We start from the raw sequence: 18,199 nt of genomic DNA on the forward strand, positions 1-18,199 counted from the left end.
TCCACCGAAAAGTTTCGGCCCTTGGAAATTGATTTCAAAGACGGAGGGCCTATATTCGTTCTGCATGACGCACTATATCCACAACATTAACCCGATCATCCTTCAGTTCAGCGATAAGCTGGCCATTCGCTGGTACGGCATCTCCTATCTGCTCGGCTTTCTTGCCTGCATCCTGCTGATGCGAAACTGGTCGAAAAAGGGCGAGTTCGAAGTGCCGGAGGCCGAAGTCAGCAACTTTGTTGTGATGCTGGCTCTTTTTGGCGTATTCCTCGGTGGACGACTCGGCTACGTGTTGCTTTATGGCCTTGATTCTTTTTTAGAGGATCCGCGCTACATCTACCAAGTGTGGGAAGGCGGCATGGCCAGCCACGGCGGCTTCATCGGCGTTATCCTGGTTATCCTGTGGTACGCCAAGAAGCACCACCATTCCTTTTGGAACCTGACCGACAACATGGCCTGCGCCACTTCGCTCGGCCTCGCGTTCGGCCGGCTGGCCAACTTCGTGAACGGCGAGCTGTGGGGGCGCGCCACCAACGTCAAGTGGGGCGTCGTCTTTCCGCAGGAGGCCGGCCTCCACTACGGTCAATACGATCCTGCGTTCATTCAAAAGCTGGTCGAAGCCGGCGAACTCACCGTGCGCCACCCTTCACAGCTCTATCAAGCTTTCGGCGAAGGCTTCCTCGTGTTCGGGCTCATGCTCCTGCTGCGCCACACGCCCTGGGGGAAACGCCCCGGTGCCCTGAGCGCCGCCTACCTCGCGCTTTACGCCCTTGCCCGCATCAGCATGGAGTTTTTCCGCGAGCCCGACAACGGCGCCTTCTTCATCGGTTGGATCACTAAAGGGCAGTTTTACTCCGCCCTCATGATCCTCGGCGCGGTGGCTATAGCTTGGAAGAAGGGCCTGCTGAAAAACCCAGCTGCATCGTAAGGGCGGCATGAATGTCGCCCACCAAGGAATCAAATCATGAAAAAGAAACAATACAAAGCGCTTTCACTTTTCTCCGGCGGGCTCGACAGCCAGCTGGCGGTTTGCGTACTGCTTGAACAAGGCATCCGCGTCGAGGCCATCACCTACCGGAGCCCGTTCTTCGGAACCGCCAAGGCCGAAGCCGCCGCCAAGGCGCTCGGCGTAAAGCACCACATCATCGACTTTACCGAAGACATCCTCGAGCAGGTGCAAAACCCCGCCCACGGCCTCGGCAAAGCGATGAACCCATGCATCGACTGCCACACCCACATGATCATGCGCGCAGGCGAGCTGCTCGAAAAATGGGGATTCGACTTTATCGCCACCGGCGAAGTGCTTGCGCAACGGCCGATGTCGCAAAACAAGCGGAGCCTCGATGTGGTGGCGCGCTGCTCAAAATATGAAGACCTATTGCTGCGCCCCCTCTGCGCCGCGCTGATCCCGCCCACCAAACCCGTCCGCGAAGGCTGGGTCGATGTCGATAAACTGCCCGCTTTTTCCGGACGCAACCGCTCCCCGCAAATAGAACTGGCCGAAAAGTTTGGCCTAAAAGACTATCCCGCACCCGCCGGCGGATGCCTGCTGACCGAAAAACGCTTCGGCAACAAACTTAAAGACCTTCTCGACCATGAAGGTCTCGACGCAGACCGCGCCAATGTATGGCGGTTGCCAACAGGCCGTCATTTAAGGCTGAGCGACAACATCAAGATCATCGTCGGCACTGATCAGGCCGACAACGAACTGCTCGAGGAAAAAGTCCAGTCCGGCGAGCTGCTCATCAGCTGCCCCGACGTTTCGGGTCCAACCTGCATTGCGCCGGGATCCATTAGCGAAGAGTTGCTGCAGACTGCCGCAGCCATCTGTGCGCGCTATGCAAAAACGCCCGCCGGCGAGCCGGTCAACGTTGGGATTACCCAAGACGGAAAAACGCGCATCATCAGCGCAATCCCGCTGCCAGCGGAAGAAATCGAAAAAATGATGGTAGCCACACGTTAGCCTGCCTAAAGCAAACCACCCCGCTCTCCTAAGGGAGCAATAAAAAATAAACCGCTTCAAAATCCATTCTGGCACGTGGATTGCTTGTTTATTGTGTTTTGCCATTCAAGATGAAACAGGGAGAAAGCATGACGAATCGTTTACGCCGCACACAGCTGTTCAGCGGCATCATTGCAGCGATTTACTGTTGCCCGGGTACCGCTCCGGCTTCGGTTTTCTTCAACTTTTCAACGTCATCCGGGATGGATCAACAAGCTATTGACGGCTTCAATGAAGCCGGCAGCATGTGGTCGTACTATCTGGGCGACACCATGACCGTAAATATCAATATTGATTTCACGCAGCTAGACGCCGGCGTTCTTGGCTCGACCTCGTCCAGTAGAGGAACCATCGACTATTCCAGCTACAAAACCTCGTTGGACTCCGACCGTTCATCCACCTACGACGACTCCGCCGTGGCCAACCTGCAGCCGGGCAGCAGCTTTGCGGCGCTCATCAACCGCACGGCCAACAGCCCCAACGGTGAGGGCAGCGCAACTCCGTATCTCGACAACGACGGCGATGCCAACAACTCAACCATACGCTTGACCACCGCAAATGCCAAAGCGCTTGGACTGCTCACCCCCGACAACACCGCTTCGGATGCATCCATCTCGTTCAACTCCGACTTCACATGGGACTTCGACCGTTCCGACGGAATCTTATCGTCTGCTATTGATTTCGTTGGGGTCGCCACGCACGAAATCGGCCATGCGCTCGGTTTCATCAGCGGCGTCGACATTCTCGATGGGAACAGTACGGAGACGTTCTTTTCGGACGATGCCTTTTCGTATGTTGCCCCGCTCGACCTCTATCGCTATTCGGACGAAAGCTTCGCCAATGGAGCCATCGACTGGACCGCCGGCACGGCGGATAAATACTTTTCAATCGACGGAGGCACCAATTCGCTCGCGGTCCTGCTCTCCACCGGAGCCACCTGGGGGGACGGCAGCCAAGCGAGCCATTGGAAGGACAACCAAGGGCTCGGAATCATGGATCCAACCGCCTCGAACGGCGAGTTGCTACAGATTTCCGACCTCGACCTGCTCGGTTTCGATGTAATCGGCTACAACATTATCCCCGAGCCGTCTTCCCTTGCGCTCATTGCGCTATGCGGTGGGCTAGGCCTTTGGATTCGCCGAAGCTTCCTTATTTAACCAAGAGATAGACCAGCATTCCAATCGGAAGAATGAGGCCGAGGTTCGCCACATTCGAGGCCACCAGTGCGTCGAGCGCTTCCTGCGTGTCCTTGATATGCTCGGGACTGTCTTTCGGCTTGTGAATGCGGTAGATCTCAATGAACGAGGCCAGCTCGCACACCGACGTTACGAGGCCGAGAATCCAGCCGACCGCCCAGGCCGGCACACTCAATTGCTTGATCAATGCACCGGCGCTCGTTCCGAGAAAACGCCCCGCCACCAGCACAACCACCAGCCCGATGGCGAGCAGCAACCCCCCGCCCCCAACGGTTCCGTTCTCCGCCCCCTTTGGCAACGGCGCGGGCTTCCCAAGCTTGTTCAGTCGCTTGTCCAACACTTTGTAGACCACGAAAAAGGCCACCAATCCGAGGGCGGTCGCATACCCCGTTCCAATGTGCAGCGCAAACATGAGCAACGGAATGATGATCGAAAGGATTCCGAAAAAAATCTCGTCGGCAAACCCCTTGTTTTTCAAATCAAGCTGCTGGCGAAAGGCAAAAACGGTAATGAGAAACAGAACGAGGTTAATGATGTTCGACGAGGCAATATTCCAGAGCCCAGCCTTAAACACACCGGCCAACGCGCCGGCCACCAGCACGGTGAGTTCCGGCACGCTGGTTGCATAGCCAATCATTTGCCCGCGCACCTTTGCCGAAAACTTCAGCGCCGCGCCGATTTTCCCAATGCCCGGAATGAGCAGGAAGCGCACCGATCCAACAATCGCCGCCGCGCTCAACACCAGGATGGACAGGTCTTTAATCATGCATGCACTCAAAACCATTGATATCGAATGGTCGCTCATGAATCGAGACAAAACCCTGGACGATAAAGTTCCAAGAAACGTTTTTTCTTTTCGAGCACGCTCCAACCGAGTACAAACAATATGTGTATTGAGCTCAAACGATGAAAAGAACAGTAGCCTACATCTTAATTTCGGCCGCCTGGGTCCTCCCCTCGCTCGCACAGCAAACCCACCTCGACATCAAAGTTTCGGACGTAGCCAGCGAAAGGTTGAAAGGCGCGGTCAAGAGCGTGGAAACCGACCTCTGCGTGAACGTATCCGCCGAACATAAGAAAGTTCGCGAGGAATACGACCCGATTGGAAACCGGGTTGCCACGCTTAACTGGGGCAACGACGGCGAGCTCGCAAACACCACCACCAACTTCTACGACGAGAACGGATGTTTTTATCTTCAGCAATACATGAGCTTCGGAAAAAAAGGCGTCACGAACGACTGGAAGGTGGTCCTCAATCCGGAAACGCGCCAGATCGCCATGAAGAACGACCGCACCGGGTCCATCGCCATTCGCACCTACTCCCCCGAAAAACAGTTGGTTCACTACCGCTTCATGGACAAGGAAAAGAAGCAGAAGTCGGCTTCGCGCAACACGTGGAACGAAAACAACCAGCGGACGGAATACATCAAATACGACGAAAAGAACCGCCCGCTCTACACCTACTGGTTCAAGTGGAGAGAAGACGGCCTCATCGAGAAGGAGCGCCTGCACGACTACGAATACCTAGTGGTCGACGACTGCGGAAACTGGACGCAGCGGCTCATGGTTCGCTACGACATCGGGGGCAAAGAAAAAGAAAAGGTGTATGAAAGAACCACGATTCGCACAATCGAATATTTCGATTGAACCACGAAGGATGGCCATGCAACGGAGTGAGTTCAAAAAACCGGAATGGAGGCATGGCCTTGCGCTCGCGCTCGTGGGGGCCTCCCTCGCCCAGGCTCGTGCAGACGAAGGCGCCCGAGCGCAATTCACCTATGCCGCCGACGACGTTGCAAGCAATCTGGTGGTTATCGAATGCGAAAGCAAGAGCAAGAAAAGCACCGGTTGTGGATTTGTTGCCCTCATGGAGGGCAAACCCTATCTGGTCACGAACCAGCACATCATTCTCGGGGCGGACAAAATCGGCTTCGTTTCGCCCAGCGGCCGCGTGATCAAGCCGCGCAGCGTGGAGCTTTCGGCCTCGCGCGACATTGCCCGAATGGCTCTGGCCGAAGGCGACGGATTCGCCCTATCCAGCGACTGGCCGATTGGAGCGCCGATCGGCGTGTTCGGCGGAGGCAAGGACAAAAAGAAAACATCCGAGCTCTACGGAGAGATTAGCGGCATCGGTGCCGACCGGATCGAAGTCTCAGCCAACTTTGCTGAAGACAACAGCGGCAGCCCCGTGCTCAACCTCAACCAGGAAGTGGTTGCCATTGCCAGCCACGTCCGGGAGTCCAGCAACCATGCCATGAAGAAGGGCACCAAGTTCGAAAACAAAACAAGACGCTTCTGCTATCGGCTCGACGGCGTTGGCTGGATCCCCGTAAGCTGGAAAAGCTACAACCAAAAATACGGCGTTGCCTACCACGAAAGCCGGGAGCTTCTCGACAGCGTCATCGAAATCCTCAACAGCTGGGCGGATGGCCCCCTCGAACAAGTGCGCTTCGAAGACCAACCCTACCCCGCCTTGACGAACTGGGTTCGCAGCCACAACCAGGTCGTCAGCAAATCCAACGATGGCTTTGAGCGCAAGTTCTATGCGGAATATTCCGAAAGCACCCAAAAGCTGGCCGAGGTTTGCCGCAGCCAGGCGCGCAAGATCCGCATGCTTTCCAAACAACGCGATCCGACGGCCTTCCTGCTCTATGAATTCGACATGCAGGCCGGAACGTTCGAGTACGTCGCAAAGATCATCGACCGCTACAGCACGACCGTCTACTAACCATCCACGGAAAGACCGAAATGAACAAGATGCCCAACCGACTGCTCCTGAGCCTCATGCTCATGCTCGCGCTTCCCTGCATGCTGGCCGCTGAAAAAGAAAACTACGACAAAAAGAAAGCGGCCAAGGAAGAGCGCGAAAAAAAGGAAGCCTTGGAAAAACGGCTCGCCGAAGAACAGGAAATCAAGGCCCGGTTCGGCTATTCCGTCAACGATATCACGGCCCATCTCGTCATCGTTTCATGCAGCGGCGCCCAAGGCCGGAGCTCGGGCAGCGGCTTCGTTGCATTGCTCGACGGCAAGCCCTACCTCTTCACCAACCAGCACGTCATCCTTGGCGCCGACACGATCAGCTTCAAAGCGACGGCGGGCGGCGCCCTCAAGCCCCGCGGCGTCGAACTTTCGACCACCCGCGACATCGCCCGGCTTCCGCTATCCGAAGCCGAAGGGCTCGCAATCTCCAAGAACATGGCCATCGGCGCGCCCATCGCCGTTTTCGGAAACAGCGAAGGCGGAGGCGTTGCTACCGAGCTCTACGGCAAAGTCACCAGCGTTAGCGCAGAGTTGGTCGAAGTCTCCGCCGACTTTGTTTCGGGCAACAGCGGCAGCCCCGTGCTCAACCTCGACAAGGAAGTCATCGGCATCGCCAGCTATGTCAGCTCTTCCAGCGACGACGAAGACGGAAGCGACACCCGCCGCTTCTGCTACCGGCTGACCGGCAACCAATGGACGTCCGTCGACTGGAAGAAATACAACGACAAGTTCGGCAAGCTCTACCGCGACAACGAAGCGCTCGTCGAAGCCACCTTCGAGGTGGCCAACCAATGGTACCAAGACCCGTTCAACCGGGTTTCGGCCGACAACCATCCCGACTCCGAGCTGCGAAAATGGTCGACCAGCCACAACCACATGGTCAACCGCATCATGCGCATGCGCGAGCAAGGCACCGCCACGCCCCACGAACTCGAAAACGTCAACAAGCAGATTAGCAAAGACCTCGTCGACAGCTCCGAGGATCTGGCCAAGGTCTGCCGAGACCGGTCGAAACGGTTGCGCATGCTCGCCAAGCAGCGGGGGCTGACCGGCTTCCTGCGCGACGAATTCAACAGGCTTTCAGGGCGGCTCGAATCCGCGGCCCGGAACCTCGACGCCTACGGCGAAAAGCTTGCCAAATTCAAGTTCTTCCATTTCGCCGAATAAAACCATGGGCAAGCCTTTCAGCCATGCCGCATGCCTTTTCCTGCTCGGATAGCCAATTTCGAGCTCTGGGGAAGAAACGCCTTATTTCATTATGCGGTCGAGCAACGCATCGAGATGGTTCAACACCTTCGCCTTGCATGTACGCTTTTTCGCTTTCCACGCCACCTTCCTGCCAGATAAATCCACCCATTCGTCCCAAGCAATCAGCGCATCAAAAAAACGGATGCTTTGCTGCTTTTTCCAATAAAAAAAACGGTTTGTAAAAACCACTGAACGCTCAACCGCGAACAACCACGCCCGCTTTCCAAGAGAAGCTTCTGCGACGTAAGCCTGCTCTTCAAAAAACAGATCCATCGAAAACTGACGGACGGGAAGCAACGATTGCCCGGCAAGCTTCCGGCGGCGCATGCGACGGAAGCAATACATGCCCGATGAAGCCAGCCCCATCAGGCTGAGCGTGGCAGGCTCTGGAATCACACTAAGTTGGCCGGTCGTATATAAGTTCGACTTATCCCAGCTCAGTCCTTCGGCTAATCCGATGGCACTGATGTTTGCAAATTTATCACTGACCCCACCATCCCAGTTGAACAAATCAAAAGTATCCCCATATGCAGCAGTGAAGCCATCGAGAAAAACAAGATCCAATGTGCCACCTAAGGTAGCAAGTCCTGTCACAGTCAACCGATGAGACTCAGTTCCACGATCGATTCCTCCCAGCGCCATCTTAAGAGTGCCGTTCATCGATGCGTCTAAGTCTGCCCCGACCGTAAGCGTCCCCTCTGAACCTAACTCCAATGTGCTGTTCACAATCGAAATATCGCCAACTACAGAGACTTCCGCGCCTCCTGATATTTCCATATGACACGGTACTCCCCAGGGCTCCCATGTCCCGAGAGTCCGCCCTGGCAAATCATATGACCAAAGTTTCAAGTCGCCTCCAACCTCCAGCGAGGACTCAGCACCAGAGACTGACGCATAGCTGTAAAGCCAATCATAATCCACTCCTGTACTCACCGTTCCATTAACATCCATAGACCCTAGACACCGCACAGAACCACCATTGCTAATATACAAGCGATTGCCATAATCGAAAGCCATGCCAGAACATACCACAATGCCAGAAACCTCAAGCATCGGTTCGGGCCCCGTTATCGTCAAATCCTCCCCTTCAGATAGATACACCCATTCTTGAGCAGACACAGTTCCGCCGCCGACGAGTCCTGCGATAAAAAAACAATATATTAGACTTTTCATAGCAACCTCCCAGTATGCGTTCTGTTTCAGCACTCAATTTGCGGTTCTTTCGAAAAAACGAGCTAGCAATCCTACCACCTACCACAAGCAAGTATTCTTTGTTATTTTTACTATCAGGCTTTACTAGCCCAGTCATCCGACCCGCAGAGACGCGCTATCAAAAAAGACGCATCCAACAGGCCATACTCTAAAACATTAAACTGGATCGGGGAGCGAGGATGCATTCCATTGGTTAAATGGTAGTCAGGCCAAGTTGGAACCTGTGCCATGCAGAGCGCACTCCCGACAAATAAACTAACCAATACCAATCTCATAAAATCCCCAGTTTCATGTAATATCGTAAGAGTTCCGTCATTATATTTGGAAGAATCGGACTGCCAAGCAAATACACTTAATTAGATTAAGAATATTGGCTCCTCGTATATTTTTATGGAGGATAAGGACTTTTCGCAGATTAGGGGTCTACAACGAGTGTTTGCAACGAATGTAGGAAAAGCAACGAATCAAATGGGCTGAAAACGTTGCCACATCTCTGAAAACGGGGATTAATGACGGGAAGAGCACTGGCCGGCGCACCTCATCGCAACGAGCCCAACATGCCGGAACATTCGTTGCTTTTCCTACATTCGTTGCCACTAAAACCTACGAAGAACCAGAATATTTTAGTATTTAATACTAGTAGACAGCTCTTTCTTGAACAGGTTGAGCCCCTCTAGATCCTGCTTATCGAGCTTGTAGTGGATCGAGTGGTCGAGGTAGTCGAGCCAAAATATCGTTGTTCCTCCAAGCTTGCCTGCAAAACGCTCGGCGATTTCTTCCATGGCCTGGAAGCCGGCGGCGTAGGCTTGGTGCACGATGTCGGTGACTGCTTCTATATCCGGAAAATCCGAGCGGACCGCCCATACGGCAAAGACAAACGGGAGACCGGTCATTTTTTTCCAGGCCTCGGCCAGATCGATGTCGCCAGCCGGCCCTGGGTCGGCGCAGAGCGCGCGGTCGCCGATCACCACAGCCGCGTCGGGGTTTTCCAAGGATTGGAAGTCGTGCATTTCAATCTTTTGCTTGAAGTGCTTTTTCAGCAGCAGCTCGGCGAGAGCATTCGATGTGGCCGACGCTGGATCGCGCCCGACCGTTTTAATGTGCCCCATGCGTTTGTTGCATTTCAGCAACACGCTCCGCACGGGGCCGTCGGCCGCCACGCCCAGCCCTTTCAGCATGGTCAGTTCCGGATGGGCGAACAGGTGGGCCACGGGGATCAGCGCAACATCCGCCCGCCCTGCCTTTAGGTCGCGAACCAAGCTGGCGGGATGGTCGTTGAACACCCGCACGCGCGGATCGACCTCCGTCAGTTTATCCACCAGCGGCGCCGAGTTGCTGTACGGCGCCCCTGCAAAAATAAATTCGTTTTTCATCGTCGCCTACTTCTTGCCTGAAAAAATGCAAACGGTTCCGCAGGTCATCGCCTTGAACCGCACATTGGAAAAGCCCGCCGCACTGAACATGTCCGTCACCGTGGCCGGACGGGGGAAATCCTCGATGGAGTCCATCAAATATTTATAGGCCGCGCCGCCCCCGAGCATTTTTCCAATGATGGGAACGAGAGGCGTATAGAGTTTATAGCCGAGGCGCACCAGCGCATTTTCCGGATAGGTGGCCTCAAGAATCACCAGCACTCCGCCCGGTTTCAAAACCCGCAACATCTCCTCCAGCGCCTTTTGCCGGCGCTCAATGTTGCGGAAGCAGAACCCGGAAACAATGCCGTCGTAGGTATCGCCCTCCATCGGCAGATCCAGTGCATCGGCCGAAAAAAAGGAAACAGCATCACCCACATTACGCTGCGCCGCTTTGTCTTTGGCAATTTCAAGCATTTGCTCTGCCGGATCAATGCCATCGATCAGCACGTTGGCCGACTGATCCAAAATTTCAAAAACCAGATCGCCCGTCCCGGTGCCGATGTCCAGATAGCGCCCGCCTCGAAAAGGCTTAAGCAGTTCGACCGTCTTACGTCGCCAGCCCTTGTCCATGCCCATGGAAATGGCCCGGTTCGCCGCATCGTAGTTTTTCGCAATGCGGTCGAACATATCGCGGTTTTCCTCCGCGGAAATCAGTGTGTCGCGTCCCTCAGCACTCACCGGATATCCTCCCAGGTTTTCGGCGATTCCTGTCCAAACAAAGAAAGCACATGATCGGCATAGTAGCCGAGCATTTCCGTTACGGAGACCTCGTCGGGGTTGCGCCCCTTCATCATGTAGTACGGCGGCGACATCGGCATAATGGTTCCGCCCGCCGTGGCAATGTTCACCGCGTTCTGGGCGTTTAGCAGCGTCCACGGCGCCTCGCGGATGCAAAGCACCAGCTTGCGCCCTTCCTTCAGCTGGCAATGCGCAGCGCGCGACACCAGCGAGTCGGCCAGACCGCAGGCAATCTTGCCCAGTGTATTCGCCGAGCACGGCATAACCACCATTCCAGCCGTTGGAACCGACCCCGAAGCAATCGTTGCCGTCAGGTCGCCGTCTTTCCATATTTCAGCCGCCAGCGCTTCAAGCTCGGCAAACGGGCCGACCTCCTGCTCATAGACCACGCGGCCCATTTTGCTCGCCACCAGCGTCACCGGCCACTGCGACTTTTCCATCAGCAGCTTCGTCGCCAGCGCACCCGAAGCACCCGTCATTGCCACAACCAAATTCATGCTTAACCTCTGATTCATTAGGCAGAATGATTTAGTGGCAGAATGATTAAAAACACCGTCCTGCCGGAAATTATTCTGCCACAAAATTATTCTGCCTATCCTCCTAGCAGCACCACCAGTGCACCGGCGATGCCGGCGATGGCGGAGATCGGGAAAAACCTAACGCCAACCGGGATGCTTTGCAAGTAGGCCGCGCCAAAGGCGCCGGCAGAAACGAGCAATGCAACGAATGAGAGCATTCCGCCTACCGACATCCACAGCAACACCAGCGCCGCAAACGAAATAAGATGCGTCAGGGCGGCAACCAGCTGCGCCTTGGACGCCCCAAGCGCCGCGGGAATGCTGCGAACCTTGTTGGCGCGGTCAAAATCAATGTCCAATAGCGCATAGATAATGTCGAAGCCGCTGATCCAGCAGAAGGTGAAGAGCGCCAGCAACAGAAGCACCGGCGGAAATGCCAGACTGTTCGTCACGGCCACGAATGCTCCGATCGGCGCAGTGGCCATACAAACTCCGATACCGTAGTGGCACAACGTCGTAAAGCGCTTGAGCAGAGAATAGAGCGACAATGGAATGAGAGGCACCAGCGAAAACTTCAAGACCGCTGGACCAAGCAGCGCACAGCCGAGGAAGTAAAGAACGATGCCCACCAGCGCCACGCCATAGCCCTGCGCCATGGAAAGCGTTCCCGCCGCCAGTTCGCGGTTTTGGGTGCGCGGATTTTTGGCATCGATGTTTTTGTCGAGAATGCGGTTGATGGCCATCCCGAAAGTGCGGGCGCCAACCCCGACGAGCACGATCAGCAACAAGGTCGCAAGCGGCGGGCATTTTCCTTCTGCCCCGATCCACGCGCCGGCAAACAGCAGCGGCAGGCTAAAGATTGTATGCTCCACCTTAGTGAAGGAGTGGAGTTTTTTCATCAACGTAGACGGAGCTTCCTGCTCCGTTGCACACGGAACGGAGCTGGAAGCTCCGTCTACGACTTGGAACACCGCCTCGGCCACGGTTTCGGAGACGGGCGCGATATGTGTTTGGATATCTTCCTTGCCGTTGCCGTCGCCAAAGTCGGTTACGCCCTTGATCATGATGCAGGGCACGCTGTGCTCCTCGCAGACACGGGCGACGGCATAGCCTTCCATATCGACCAGCTCGCCATATTTGGAGAGTTCTTTTTTCCGCTCCGGCTCGAAGACCGGCTCTTCGACGCTGACTAGTCGCTTCAGTCCAATCCCAATGCCCACGTTGACCGCGGCCTTGAGTTCTTCGATGCTGACCATCGACACGCGGTAAACCGCGCCGCGCTCCAAGCGGTTGTTGAGCGCGCCGCAGACCCCTGCATTGATGATCGTTGTGCATCCGTCTTCCTTCACCAGCTTTTCGGTGGCAATGCGCGCGGCTTCAAGCCCCATGCCGGAAATCGCGACCACCGTCCCCTCCGGCGCGCCCCGGTCAAGGAACGGCTGCGCTTCCATCTGCGTGGCAAATAAAATTCCAATCATAGGTAACCTAAATACTTTCTTTAATTGCAACGAATGAATGTAAAGCAACGAATCTCCTGCTCCCATTGGATTCGTTGCTTTACATTCATTCGTTGCGACAAAATATCCCTGCCGTTTTAGCCATCTGCTGCAACTTGGCAATCGCCGCGCGTCCTTCTTCGCCGAGGTTGAGGGTAAAATCGTTGACGTAGGTTTTAATGTGCTCGCTGGTGACCTCGTCGGCCAGCTCTTGCGCATGTTCTTTTACATAGTCGGTGGTGGATGCCGAATCATCGAAGGCGGCTTGAATGGATTCTTTCAGCCGTTGTTCGAACCGGGCGATGAATGCCGATCCTAAGCTTTTCCGGACGGCAATGCACCCGAGCGGGATCGGCTGGCCGGTAGTGGACTCCCACCATTCGCCCAAATCGGCCAAACACTCGAATCCGCGATCTTTATAGGTAAAGCGCCCTTCGTGAATGATCACTCCGGCGTCGGCCTGCCCCGACTCGACAGCGTCCATAATTTGGTCGAACGGCATGAAGATGCGGTTCCTGAATTCCGGATTCCAAAGGCGGAGCAGCAGATGGGCGGTGGTATATTCGCCGGGCACAGCCACCACTGAATCTGCATTCAGCTCGCCGCCTTTGGTGATGACAAGCGGCCCGCATCCACGGCCGAGGGCCGCACCGACATTGAGCAATTCATACTCGTCCTGCACGAGCAGCCACGCATGAAATGATAGCTTTGTGACGTCGTATTCCCCGTCGAATGCCGATCGGTTCAGGGTCTCAACATCGTGCAAATGGGTTTCAACATCAGGCTGCTGAGCCAGCTGACAGAAGATGAATGTATCGTTCGGACAGGGAGAATAGGCAACGGTTACAGGGCTATCTTGCATTCATGCACGCCTTTGTATGGGTTTAATACATGTATATCATGTACAGTTTTCTAAATTAATGATTGAAACGATCATCATTCCAGCTATTATCCGCCCCATCAATTTAAAACGAGGTCTAAATAATGAAAGCACAACCCGACTTAACGCAAGTGGAAAAGGACAAGCTGGAGATCAATCCGGATTTCGACTTCCGCGAGATTGCCAAGCGCCCCTTTGAGGACATCTCCCCCAACGAATTGGCGATGTTTAAATGGAGCGGCGTCTACCACCAGCTGCAGCCCAGCTTTTTCATGATCCGCGTCGTGACCCCCGGCGGGCGCATGACCACCAAGCAGTTTAACCGCGCGGTCGACCTCGGCGAAAAATATGCACAGGACGAAATGTGCATCACCACCCGCCAGACGCTTCAGTATCACTGGATTCGCAAAGAAGACATCTACAAGATTATCGAAGGCATGGCCGAAGTGGGCATCACCAGCAAAAACGGCTGCGGCGACGTGCCGCGCAACATTATCGGCGACTCCCTCGCCGGCGCCGGACCCAACCAAATTGGCGATTCGCTCAAGCTGATCCGCTGGATGGCCGACGATGATGAAATCCAGAACCAGCGCAACCTGCCCCGCAAGCATAAGATCAGCGTGGCCTCGAGCAACGACGCGCTGGCGCAAACCCTAATGAACTGCCAAGGCTGGGTGCCGGTCGAACGCGACGGCGTGGTCGGCTGGAAATACCATGCTGGTGGCGGCCTCGGCGCCCGCCCCTACCTCGCCAAAGCCATCTTCGACTGGGTGCCGGAAGACCTTGTAATGGCAGTAACGCGCGCCGCCATCGAAGCGTTCCGCCGCCATGGCGACCGCCGGCACCGTGCGCATTCCCGCCTGAAGGTTGTTGTCGACCAGATGGGTGCCAAAAAATTCGGCGACGTGCTGATCGACATCATGAAGGAAAAGAACGTTCAGGGATTGGACTCCATCGAGTTTGCTGCAAGCGCGGTTCCAAACATTGGAAGAATGTCGATCAACGGCGAGGCGGTCATTCCGCAGAAAACAGAAGGCAAGAGCATCGTCCGCATCCTGATTCCCCGCTCGGAAATCAAAACGCCCGAGTCGCGCATCATTTCCAAACTGGCCGACGAGCTCGGCGGCGGCATCATCATGTTCACCAACCGCCAGAACATTGAACTGCACGATGTGCCGAACGAAAATGCAGATAAACTGGTTGCGGCGCTGCACGAAGCCGGCTTTAAAACCGAGGGACACGAACACCTGCCGGACATCGTCGCCTGCGTCGGCACCACCATGTGCAAAATGGCGGTCTCCGATTCGCCGGACGCCTACCACCGCCTCTACAACGCGCTGGCCACCGACGAAACCTATTGGAAAGCCATCGGCACGCTGCGGATCAACATTACCGGTTGTCCAAACAACTGCGCCCATGCATGGGTTGCGGACATTGGCCTGCGCGGCACCCGCACCCGCAACCCGGAAGGCGGCAGCGTTGAAGGCTACAGCGTCTTTGTGGGCGGCAAGCTCAGCGAGGATGGCAAGATTGCCGAATACCTCTGCGACGCCGCCACCGAAGAGATCGTGCCCGCCGTGAAGAAGATTCTCGACGCCTACCTCGCCAACCGCCAAAGCGACGGCGAGCTGTTCGTCGACTTCTGCGCACGCATCGGCATCTCCAACTTCCAGGAATTGGTTGCCAGCGAATGAATAAAATCTACGAATGAGGATTTGTGATGACGCATGCCGGAACATACAGCCCGAATTTGCTATATCCCGAACTATCCCATTTGATAGTCGGAGCCTCTTTCGACGTTCACAACGGACTCGGCCCGGGATGGAATGAGTGGGACTACCACAGGGCAATACTGGACGCCCTGCATAACAAAAACGTATCGGCCGAAAGCCACCTGAGGGAACACGTGCTGCACCGGGGCGACCCGGTGGATGAATTTGAGTTGGATATTTTGGTAAACGACCAAATCATTCTTGAGCTCAAGCACATCCGAACCCCCTTTTCTGCCCAGCACTACACCCAAATCATCAATTATTTGAAGCGTTGGAAAAAGGAACTGGGCATGCTGATTAATTACGGACTGGAGCGGGTCTGTTGCAAGAGGGTGCCTTATTCGCCGGTTAAAGGAGAAACCGCTCTTGAAGGTTGCTGGAACGATTTTAAACTCCAGCTCCCGGAACTCGCTGAGCACATTCATTTATCCGCCAAGAACATTCTGGAACTGCACGGCCTCGGCTACGGAGCAGAGACATCGAAAAAGATTCTTCTGAAGGAATTTGCTTATCAGGAACTGAATCCCCGTATCCCAGAAGTCGTTCCAAGATTCAATGAGCGGTCTTTTGAGCGCCGTCCAATGGATTCCATTCTGCTGGATGAAAAGGTTCTTGTCTCTGCCACCGCATTCGCCGACACCACGGCAACAGACATGGCCCGGTTGCGAAGCGGCATGAAGCAGCTCTGCATCCCCTTTGGAGTATTAATGAACTTCGGGAAATCGCACCTAACGCTGCGGGGCGTGAAGCTCTAATTCCCTTATTCGTAGATTTTATTCATTCGTTGGTAAAAAGGAACTACCATGGAACAACTACTCAACCAAGCTGAAGAACTGATCAACGCCGGACAATGCAACGAGGCGGTGGAGCTGCTCTGCCGTCAGGGCGTCCCGCAGGAAACGCGCGTTTTTGAGCTGATCGCCCTCGCCCACCACAAAAAAGATCAGGCGCGCGGCGATGTTTATTCCGCCGTCATCTTTGCCGGTCGCGCCATTTCCAGCGGCAGCACCAATCCGCTGATGCAGCAGATCATCGATGCCTCGAAGCGGCAGGACAAGGACCTCGATCATTCGCTTGCCCCGCAGGACTACATCCTTGGCGGATGGCAGGATACGCGCCCAGTGATCGACGCACCCCTCTCCTCCAACGCGCTTTCCAAGTTGAACGGCAAAGCCGACGCCCCGAAGGACTTTGACTGGCTCGGGAAAAACATTCCCTGCCAAAAGGCCTGCCCGGCTTCCACCGATATTCCCGGCTATCTGCAGGCCATCTATGAAGGCCGCCACGAAGACGCCTACAACATTAATCTGCGCGACAACGTATTCCCCGCCGTACTCGGCCGCGTCTGCGCCCGCCCATGCGAATCGGAATGCCGCCATGGCTGGGAAGACCTCGGCGACCCCGTGGCCATCTGCTTCTCTAAACGCTCCGCCGCCGACTTTAAAGGTCAGGATCTCGTGGTCATGGATAAATGGTTCGAGGATTCCGGCAAGAGCGTCGCCGTAATCGGCTCCGGCGTGGCCGGCCTCGCCGCCGCGCGCCAGTTGGCGTTGCTCGGCCATAAAGTGACCGTCTACGAAAAGCACAGCACCCCCGGCGGCATGATGAACCAGGGCATCCCGGTCTTCCGCCTGCCCCGCGACCTCATTGCCAAGGAAATTGAACAGATTGCCGCGCTAGGCGTTGAAATCATCTGCAACACCGAGATTGGAAAAAGCATTACCCTTTCCGAACTTACGGAACAGAACGACGCCGTCGTCATGGCGGCCGGCACGTTGCGCCCGAACCTGCTCGACCTGCCGGGCAAAGAGCTCGAAGGCATCCGCCACGGCCTTGAATTTCTGCTGGACGTCAACGACAACGGCACCACCGCAATCGGCGACAAGGTTGTAGTCATTGGCGGCGGCTTTACCGCCATGGACTGCGCGCGCACCGCCCGCCGCCTTGGCGCAACCACCGTGCAGATCGAAGAGGAAAAGGCCGACCAGGTTGCAACCGGATCCATCCTGCGCATCCCGAAAGGCAACGTCGGGGTTTGGTACCGCCGCTCCGTCGACGAAATGCTCGTCACCCCCGGTGAGATCGAAGAACTCGAACACGAACACATTCCGCTCGAAACGATGGTGAGCCCGAAGGCCTACGTTGGCGAAAACGGCAAGGTTGCCGCCATGCAGTTTGTCCGCACCGAGCTGGGCGAACCCGATGCCAGCGGTCGCCGCCGCCCGGTAGAAATTAAAGGCAGCGAGTTTGAGTTGCCGGTCGACACCGTGCTGCTGGCCACCGGACAGTTTCCCGACACCAGCTGGATCGACGAAGCCCTCAAAGCTGAACTGGTCGAAGAAGACGGCTGGCTCAAAAGCGGCACCGCCTTTTCCACCGCCCGCGACAAGATTTTCGCCGCCGGCGACTTTGCCACCGGCGCGAGCTCGCTGATCCAGGCCATCGGCCACGCCAAGGATGCCGCCCGCGCCGTCGATCAATTCCTGATGGGCAAAGTGCGCCTCAAGGACTTTGCCAAGATCGAAGACGTGACCGACTCCGGCCGCATCCGCGAAATGGACGCCGTGCCACTGCAGAAGATGCCGACCATCGATCTGGAAAAACGCGACCTGCCGACCGAAGTGGAACTGGGCTACGACAAAGATACGTCGGTCGAGGAAACGCAGCGCTGCTACCAGTGCCACTACAAATATGAGATCGATGCCGACAAGTGCATCTTCTGCGACTGGTGCGTGAAGGCCAAACCGCGCCCCGACTGCATTCTGAAGGTCAAGGAACTCAAGCACGATGACGAAGGCCGCATCGTCGGCTGGGAGATTGCCGAAAAGGCCGACGACGTCAACATGATCTGGATCAACCAGGACGACTGCATCCGCTGCGGCGCCTGCGTAGCCGCCTGCCCCGTCGACGCCATCAGTATCCAGAAGGTCTCGCTGGTCACTGAACCTGTGAGCGCCTAACT

At 55.9% G+C, this 18,199-nt stretch carries 16 protein-coding genes; 9 read left to right on the forward strand and 7 right to left on the reverse strand.

Annotated elements, in window-relative coordinates:
• The first annotated feature begins 64 nt into the window (after nt 1–64).
• The 3 genes from lgt (at nt 65) to SCARR_RS08560 (ending at nt 3,159) form a co-directional block, all read left to right on the forward strand.
• Nucleotides 65–928 (forward strand): prolipoprotein diacylglyceryl transferase, encoded by an 864-nt coding sequence (gene lgt / locus SCARR_RS08550; protein WP_168433139.1) that lies wholly within the window; start codon nt 65–67, stop codon nt 926–928.
• Between the two features lie 36 nt (nt 929–964).
• Nucleotides 965–1,963, forward strand: coding sequence for a DUF7411 family protein (locus SCARR_RS08555; protein WP_136061077.1), 999 nt, complete (start codon nt 965–967; stop codon nt 1,961–1,963).
• 128 nt (nt 1,964–2,091) lie between these two features.
• Nucleotides 2,092–3,159: an NF038122 family metalloprotease gene (locus tag SCARR_RS08560; RefSeq protein ID WP_168433140.1), complete on the forward strand. Its 1,068-nt coding sequence runs from the start codon at nt 2,092–2,094 to the stop codon at nt 3,157–3,159.
• On the opposite strand, the gene SCARR_RS08565 is transcribed toward SCARR_RS08560, so the two are convergent.
• Nucleotides 3,152–3,964: a hypothetical protein gene (locus SCARR_RS08565; RefSeq protein WP_136061080.1), complete on the reverse strand. Its 813-nt coding sequence runs from the start codon at nt 3,962–3,964 to the stop codon at nt 3,152–3,154. The genes SCARR_RS08560 and SCARR_RS08565 overlap by 8 nt on opposite strands.
• A gap of 140 nt (nt 3,965–4,104) precedes the next feature.
• Between SCARR_RS08565 and SCARR_RS08570 the strand changes: the two genes are divergently transcribed.
• The 3 genes from SCARR_RS08570 to SCARR_RS08580 are packed head-to-tail and all read left to right on the forward strand — an operon-like array spanning nt 4,105 to nt 7,125.
• Nucleotides 4,105–4,845 (forward strand): hypothetical protein, encoded by a 741-nt coding sequence (locus SCARR_RS08570; protein ID WP_136061082.1) that lies wholly within the window; start codon nt 4,105–4,107, stop codon nt 4,843–4,845.
• Nucleotides 4,805–5,926, forward strand: a complete 1,122-nt coding sequence (locus SCARR_RS08575; RefSeq protein ID WP_168433141.1) for a S1 family peptidase — start codon at nt 4,805–4,807, stop codon at nt 5,924–5,926. Before SCARR_RS08570 ends, SCARR_RS08575 begins: the two co-directional genes overlap by 41 nt.
• A 20-nt stretch (nt 5,927–5,946) precedes the next feature.
• Complete coding sequence (locus tag SCARR_RS08580) at nt 5,947–7,125, forward strand: S1 family peptidase (protein WP_136061086.1); 1,179 nt, start codon at nt 5,947–5,949, stop codon at nt 7,123–7,125.
• A gap of 81 nt (nt 7,126–7,206) precedes the next feature.
• On the opposite strand, the gene SCARR_RS08585 is transcribed toward SCARR_RS08580, so the two are convergent.
• The 6 genes from SCARR_RS08585 to SCARR_RS08610 form a co-directional block, all read right to left on the reverse strand.
• Nucleotides 7,207–8,379, reverse strand: a complete 1,173-nt coding sequence (locus tag SCARR_RS08585) for a PEP-CTERM sorting domain-containing protein (RefSeq protein WP_136061088.1) — start codon at nt 8,377–8,379, stop codon at nt 7,207–7,209.
• 662 nt (nt 8,380–9,041) lie between these two features.
• Complete coding sequence (locus SCARR_RS08590) at nt 9,042–9,791, reverse strand: menaquinone biosynthetic enzyme MqnA/MqnD family protein (RefSeq protein ID WP_136061090.1); 750 nt, start codon at nt 9,789–9,791, stop codon at nt 9,042–9,044.
• A 6-nt stretch (nt 9,792–9,797) separates the two neighbouring features.
• Nucleotides 9,798–10,511, reverse strand: a complete 714-nt coding sequence (gene ubiE / locus SCARR_RS08595; protein ID WP_136061091.1) for a bifunctional demethylmenaquinone methyltransferase/2-methoxy-6-polyprenyl-1,4-benzoquinol methylase UbiE — start codon at nt 10,509–10,511, stop codon at nt 9,798–9,800.
• Nucleotides 10,508–11,068, reverse strand: a complete 561-nt coding sequence (locus SCARR_RS08600; protein WP_168433142.1) for a UbiX family flavin prenyltransferase — start codon at nt 11,066–11,068, stop codon at nt 10,508–10,510. Before SCARR_RS08600 ends, ubiE begins: the two co-directional genes overlap by 4 nt.
• A 95-nt stretch (nt 11,069–11,163) precedes the next feature.
• The gene (locus SCARR_RS08605; protein ID WP_168433144.1) at nt 11,164–12,567 is read right to left on the reverse strand and encodes a UbiA-like polyprenyltransferase; all 1,404 of its coding nucleotides are present in this window, start codon (nt 12,565–12,567) and stop codon (nt 11,164–11,166) included.
• Between the two features lie 85 nt (nt 12,568–12,652).
• The gene (locus tag SCARR_RS08610; protein ID WP_136061097.1) at nt 12,653–13,447 is read right to left on the reverse strand and encodes a 1,4-dihydroxy-6-naphthoate synthase; all 795 of its coding nucleotides are present in this window, start codon (nt 13,445–13,447) and stop codon (nt 12,653–12,655) included.
• A 122-nt stretch (nt 13,448–13,569) separates the two neighbouring features.
• On the opposite strand from SCARR_RS08610, the gene SCARR_RS08615 reads away from it, so the two are divergent.
• The 3 genes from SCARR_RS08615 to SCARR_RS08625 are packed head-to-tail and all read left to right on the forward strand — an operon-like array spanning nt 13,570 to nt 18,197.
• A complete protein-coding gene (locus SCARR_RS08615; RefSeq protein ID WP_136061099.1) occupies nt 13,570–15,159 on the forward strand; it encodes a nitrite/sulfite reductase in 1,590 nt (529 codons plus the stop codon).
• A 26-nt stretch (nt 15,160–15,185) separates the two neighbouring features.
• A complete protein-coding gene (locus tag SCARR_RS08620; RefSeq protein WP_136061101.1) occupies nt 15,186–15,992 on the forward strand; it encodes a GxxExxY protein in 807 nt (268 codons plus the stop codon).
• Between the two features lie 48 nt (nt 15,993–16,040).
• Nucleotides 16,041–18,197 (forward strand): FAD-dependent oxidoreductase, encoded by a 2,157-nt coding sequence (locus SCARR_RS08625; protein ID WP_136061102.1) that lies wholly within the window; start codon nt 16,041–16,043, stop codon nt 18,195–18,197.
• The last annotated feature ends 2 nt before the right edge of the window (nt 18,198–18,199 follow it).

Origin of the sequence: Pontiella sulfatireligans, assembly GCF_900890705.1 — a bacterium.
In the GTDB taxonomy this organism is placed as follows: Bacteria; Verrucomicrobiota; Kiritimatiellia; order Kiritimatiellales; family Pontiellaceae; genus Pontiella; species Pontiella sulfatireligans.

Excerpts from the sequence above, each read along its gene's own strand:
- SCARR_RS08625 (WP_136061102.1), top strand. The coding sequence starts at position 16,041 with ATGGAACAACTACTCAACCAAGCTGAAGAACTGATCAACGCCGGACAA.
- SCARR_RS08600 (WP_168433142.1), bottom strand. The coding sequence starts at position 11,068 with ATGAATTTGGTTGTGGCAATGACGGGTGCTTCGGGTGCGCTGGCGACG.
- lgt (WP_168433139.1), top strand. The coding sequence starts at position 65 with ATGACGCACTATATCCACAACATTAACCCGATCATCCTTCAGTTCAGC.
- SCARR_RS08580 (WP_136061086.1), top strand. The coding sequence starts at position 5,947 with ATGAACAAGATGCCCAACCGACTGCTCCTGAGCCTCATGCTCATGCTC.
- SCARR_RS08620 (WP_136061101.1), top strand. The coding sequence starts at position 15,186 with ATGACGCATGCCGGAACATACAGCCCGAATTTGCTATATCCCGAACTA.
- SCARR_RS08560 (WP_168433140.1), top strand. The coding sequence starts at position 2,092 with ATGACGAATCGTTTACGCCGCACACAGCTGTTCAGCGGCATCATTGCA.
- SCARR_RS08610 (WP_136061097.1), bottom strand. The coding sequence starts at position 13,447 with ATGCAAGATAGCCCTGTAACCGTTGCCTATTCTCCCTGTCCGAACGAT.
- SCARR_RS08555 (WP_136061077.1), top strand. The coding sequence starts at position 965 with ATGAAAAAGAAACAATACAAAGCGCTTTCACTTTTCTCCGGCGGGCTC.
- SCARR_RS08570 (WP_136061082.1), top strand. The coding sequence starts at position 4,105 with ATGAAAAGAACAGTAGCCTACATCTTAATTTCGGCCGCCTGGGTCCTC.
- SCARR_RS08605 (WP_168433144.1), bottom strand. The coding sequence starts at position 12,567 with ATGATTGGAATTTTATTTGCCACGCAGATGGAAGCGCAGCCGTTCCTT.
- SCARR_RS08585 (WP_136061088.1), bottom strand. The coding sequence starts at position 8,379 with ATGAAAAGTCTAATATATTGTTTTTTTATCGCAGGACTCGTCGGCGGC.
- SCARR_RS08565 (WP_136061080.1), bottom strand. The coding sequence starts at position 3,964 with ATGATTAAAGACCTGTCCATCCTGGTGTTGAGCGCGGCGGCGATTGTT.
- SCARR_RS08575 (WP_168433141.1), top strand. The coding sequence starts at position 4,805 with ATGAAAGAACCACGATTCGCACAATCGAATATTTCGATTGAACCACGA.
- SCARR_RS08590 (WP_136061090.1), bottom strand. The coding sequence starts at position 9,791 with ATGAAAAACGAATTTATTTTTGCAGGGGCGCCGTACAGCAACTCGGCG.
- SCARR_RS08615 (WP_136061099.1), top strand. The coding sequence starts at position 13,570 with ATGAAAGCACAACCCGACTTAACGCAAGTGGAAAAGGACAAGCTGGAG.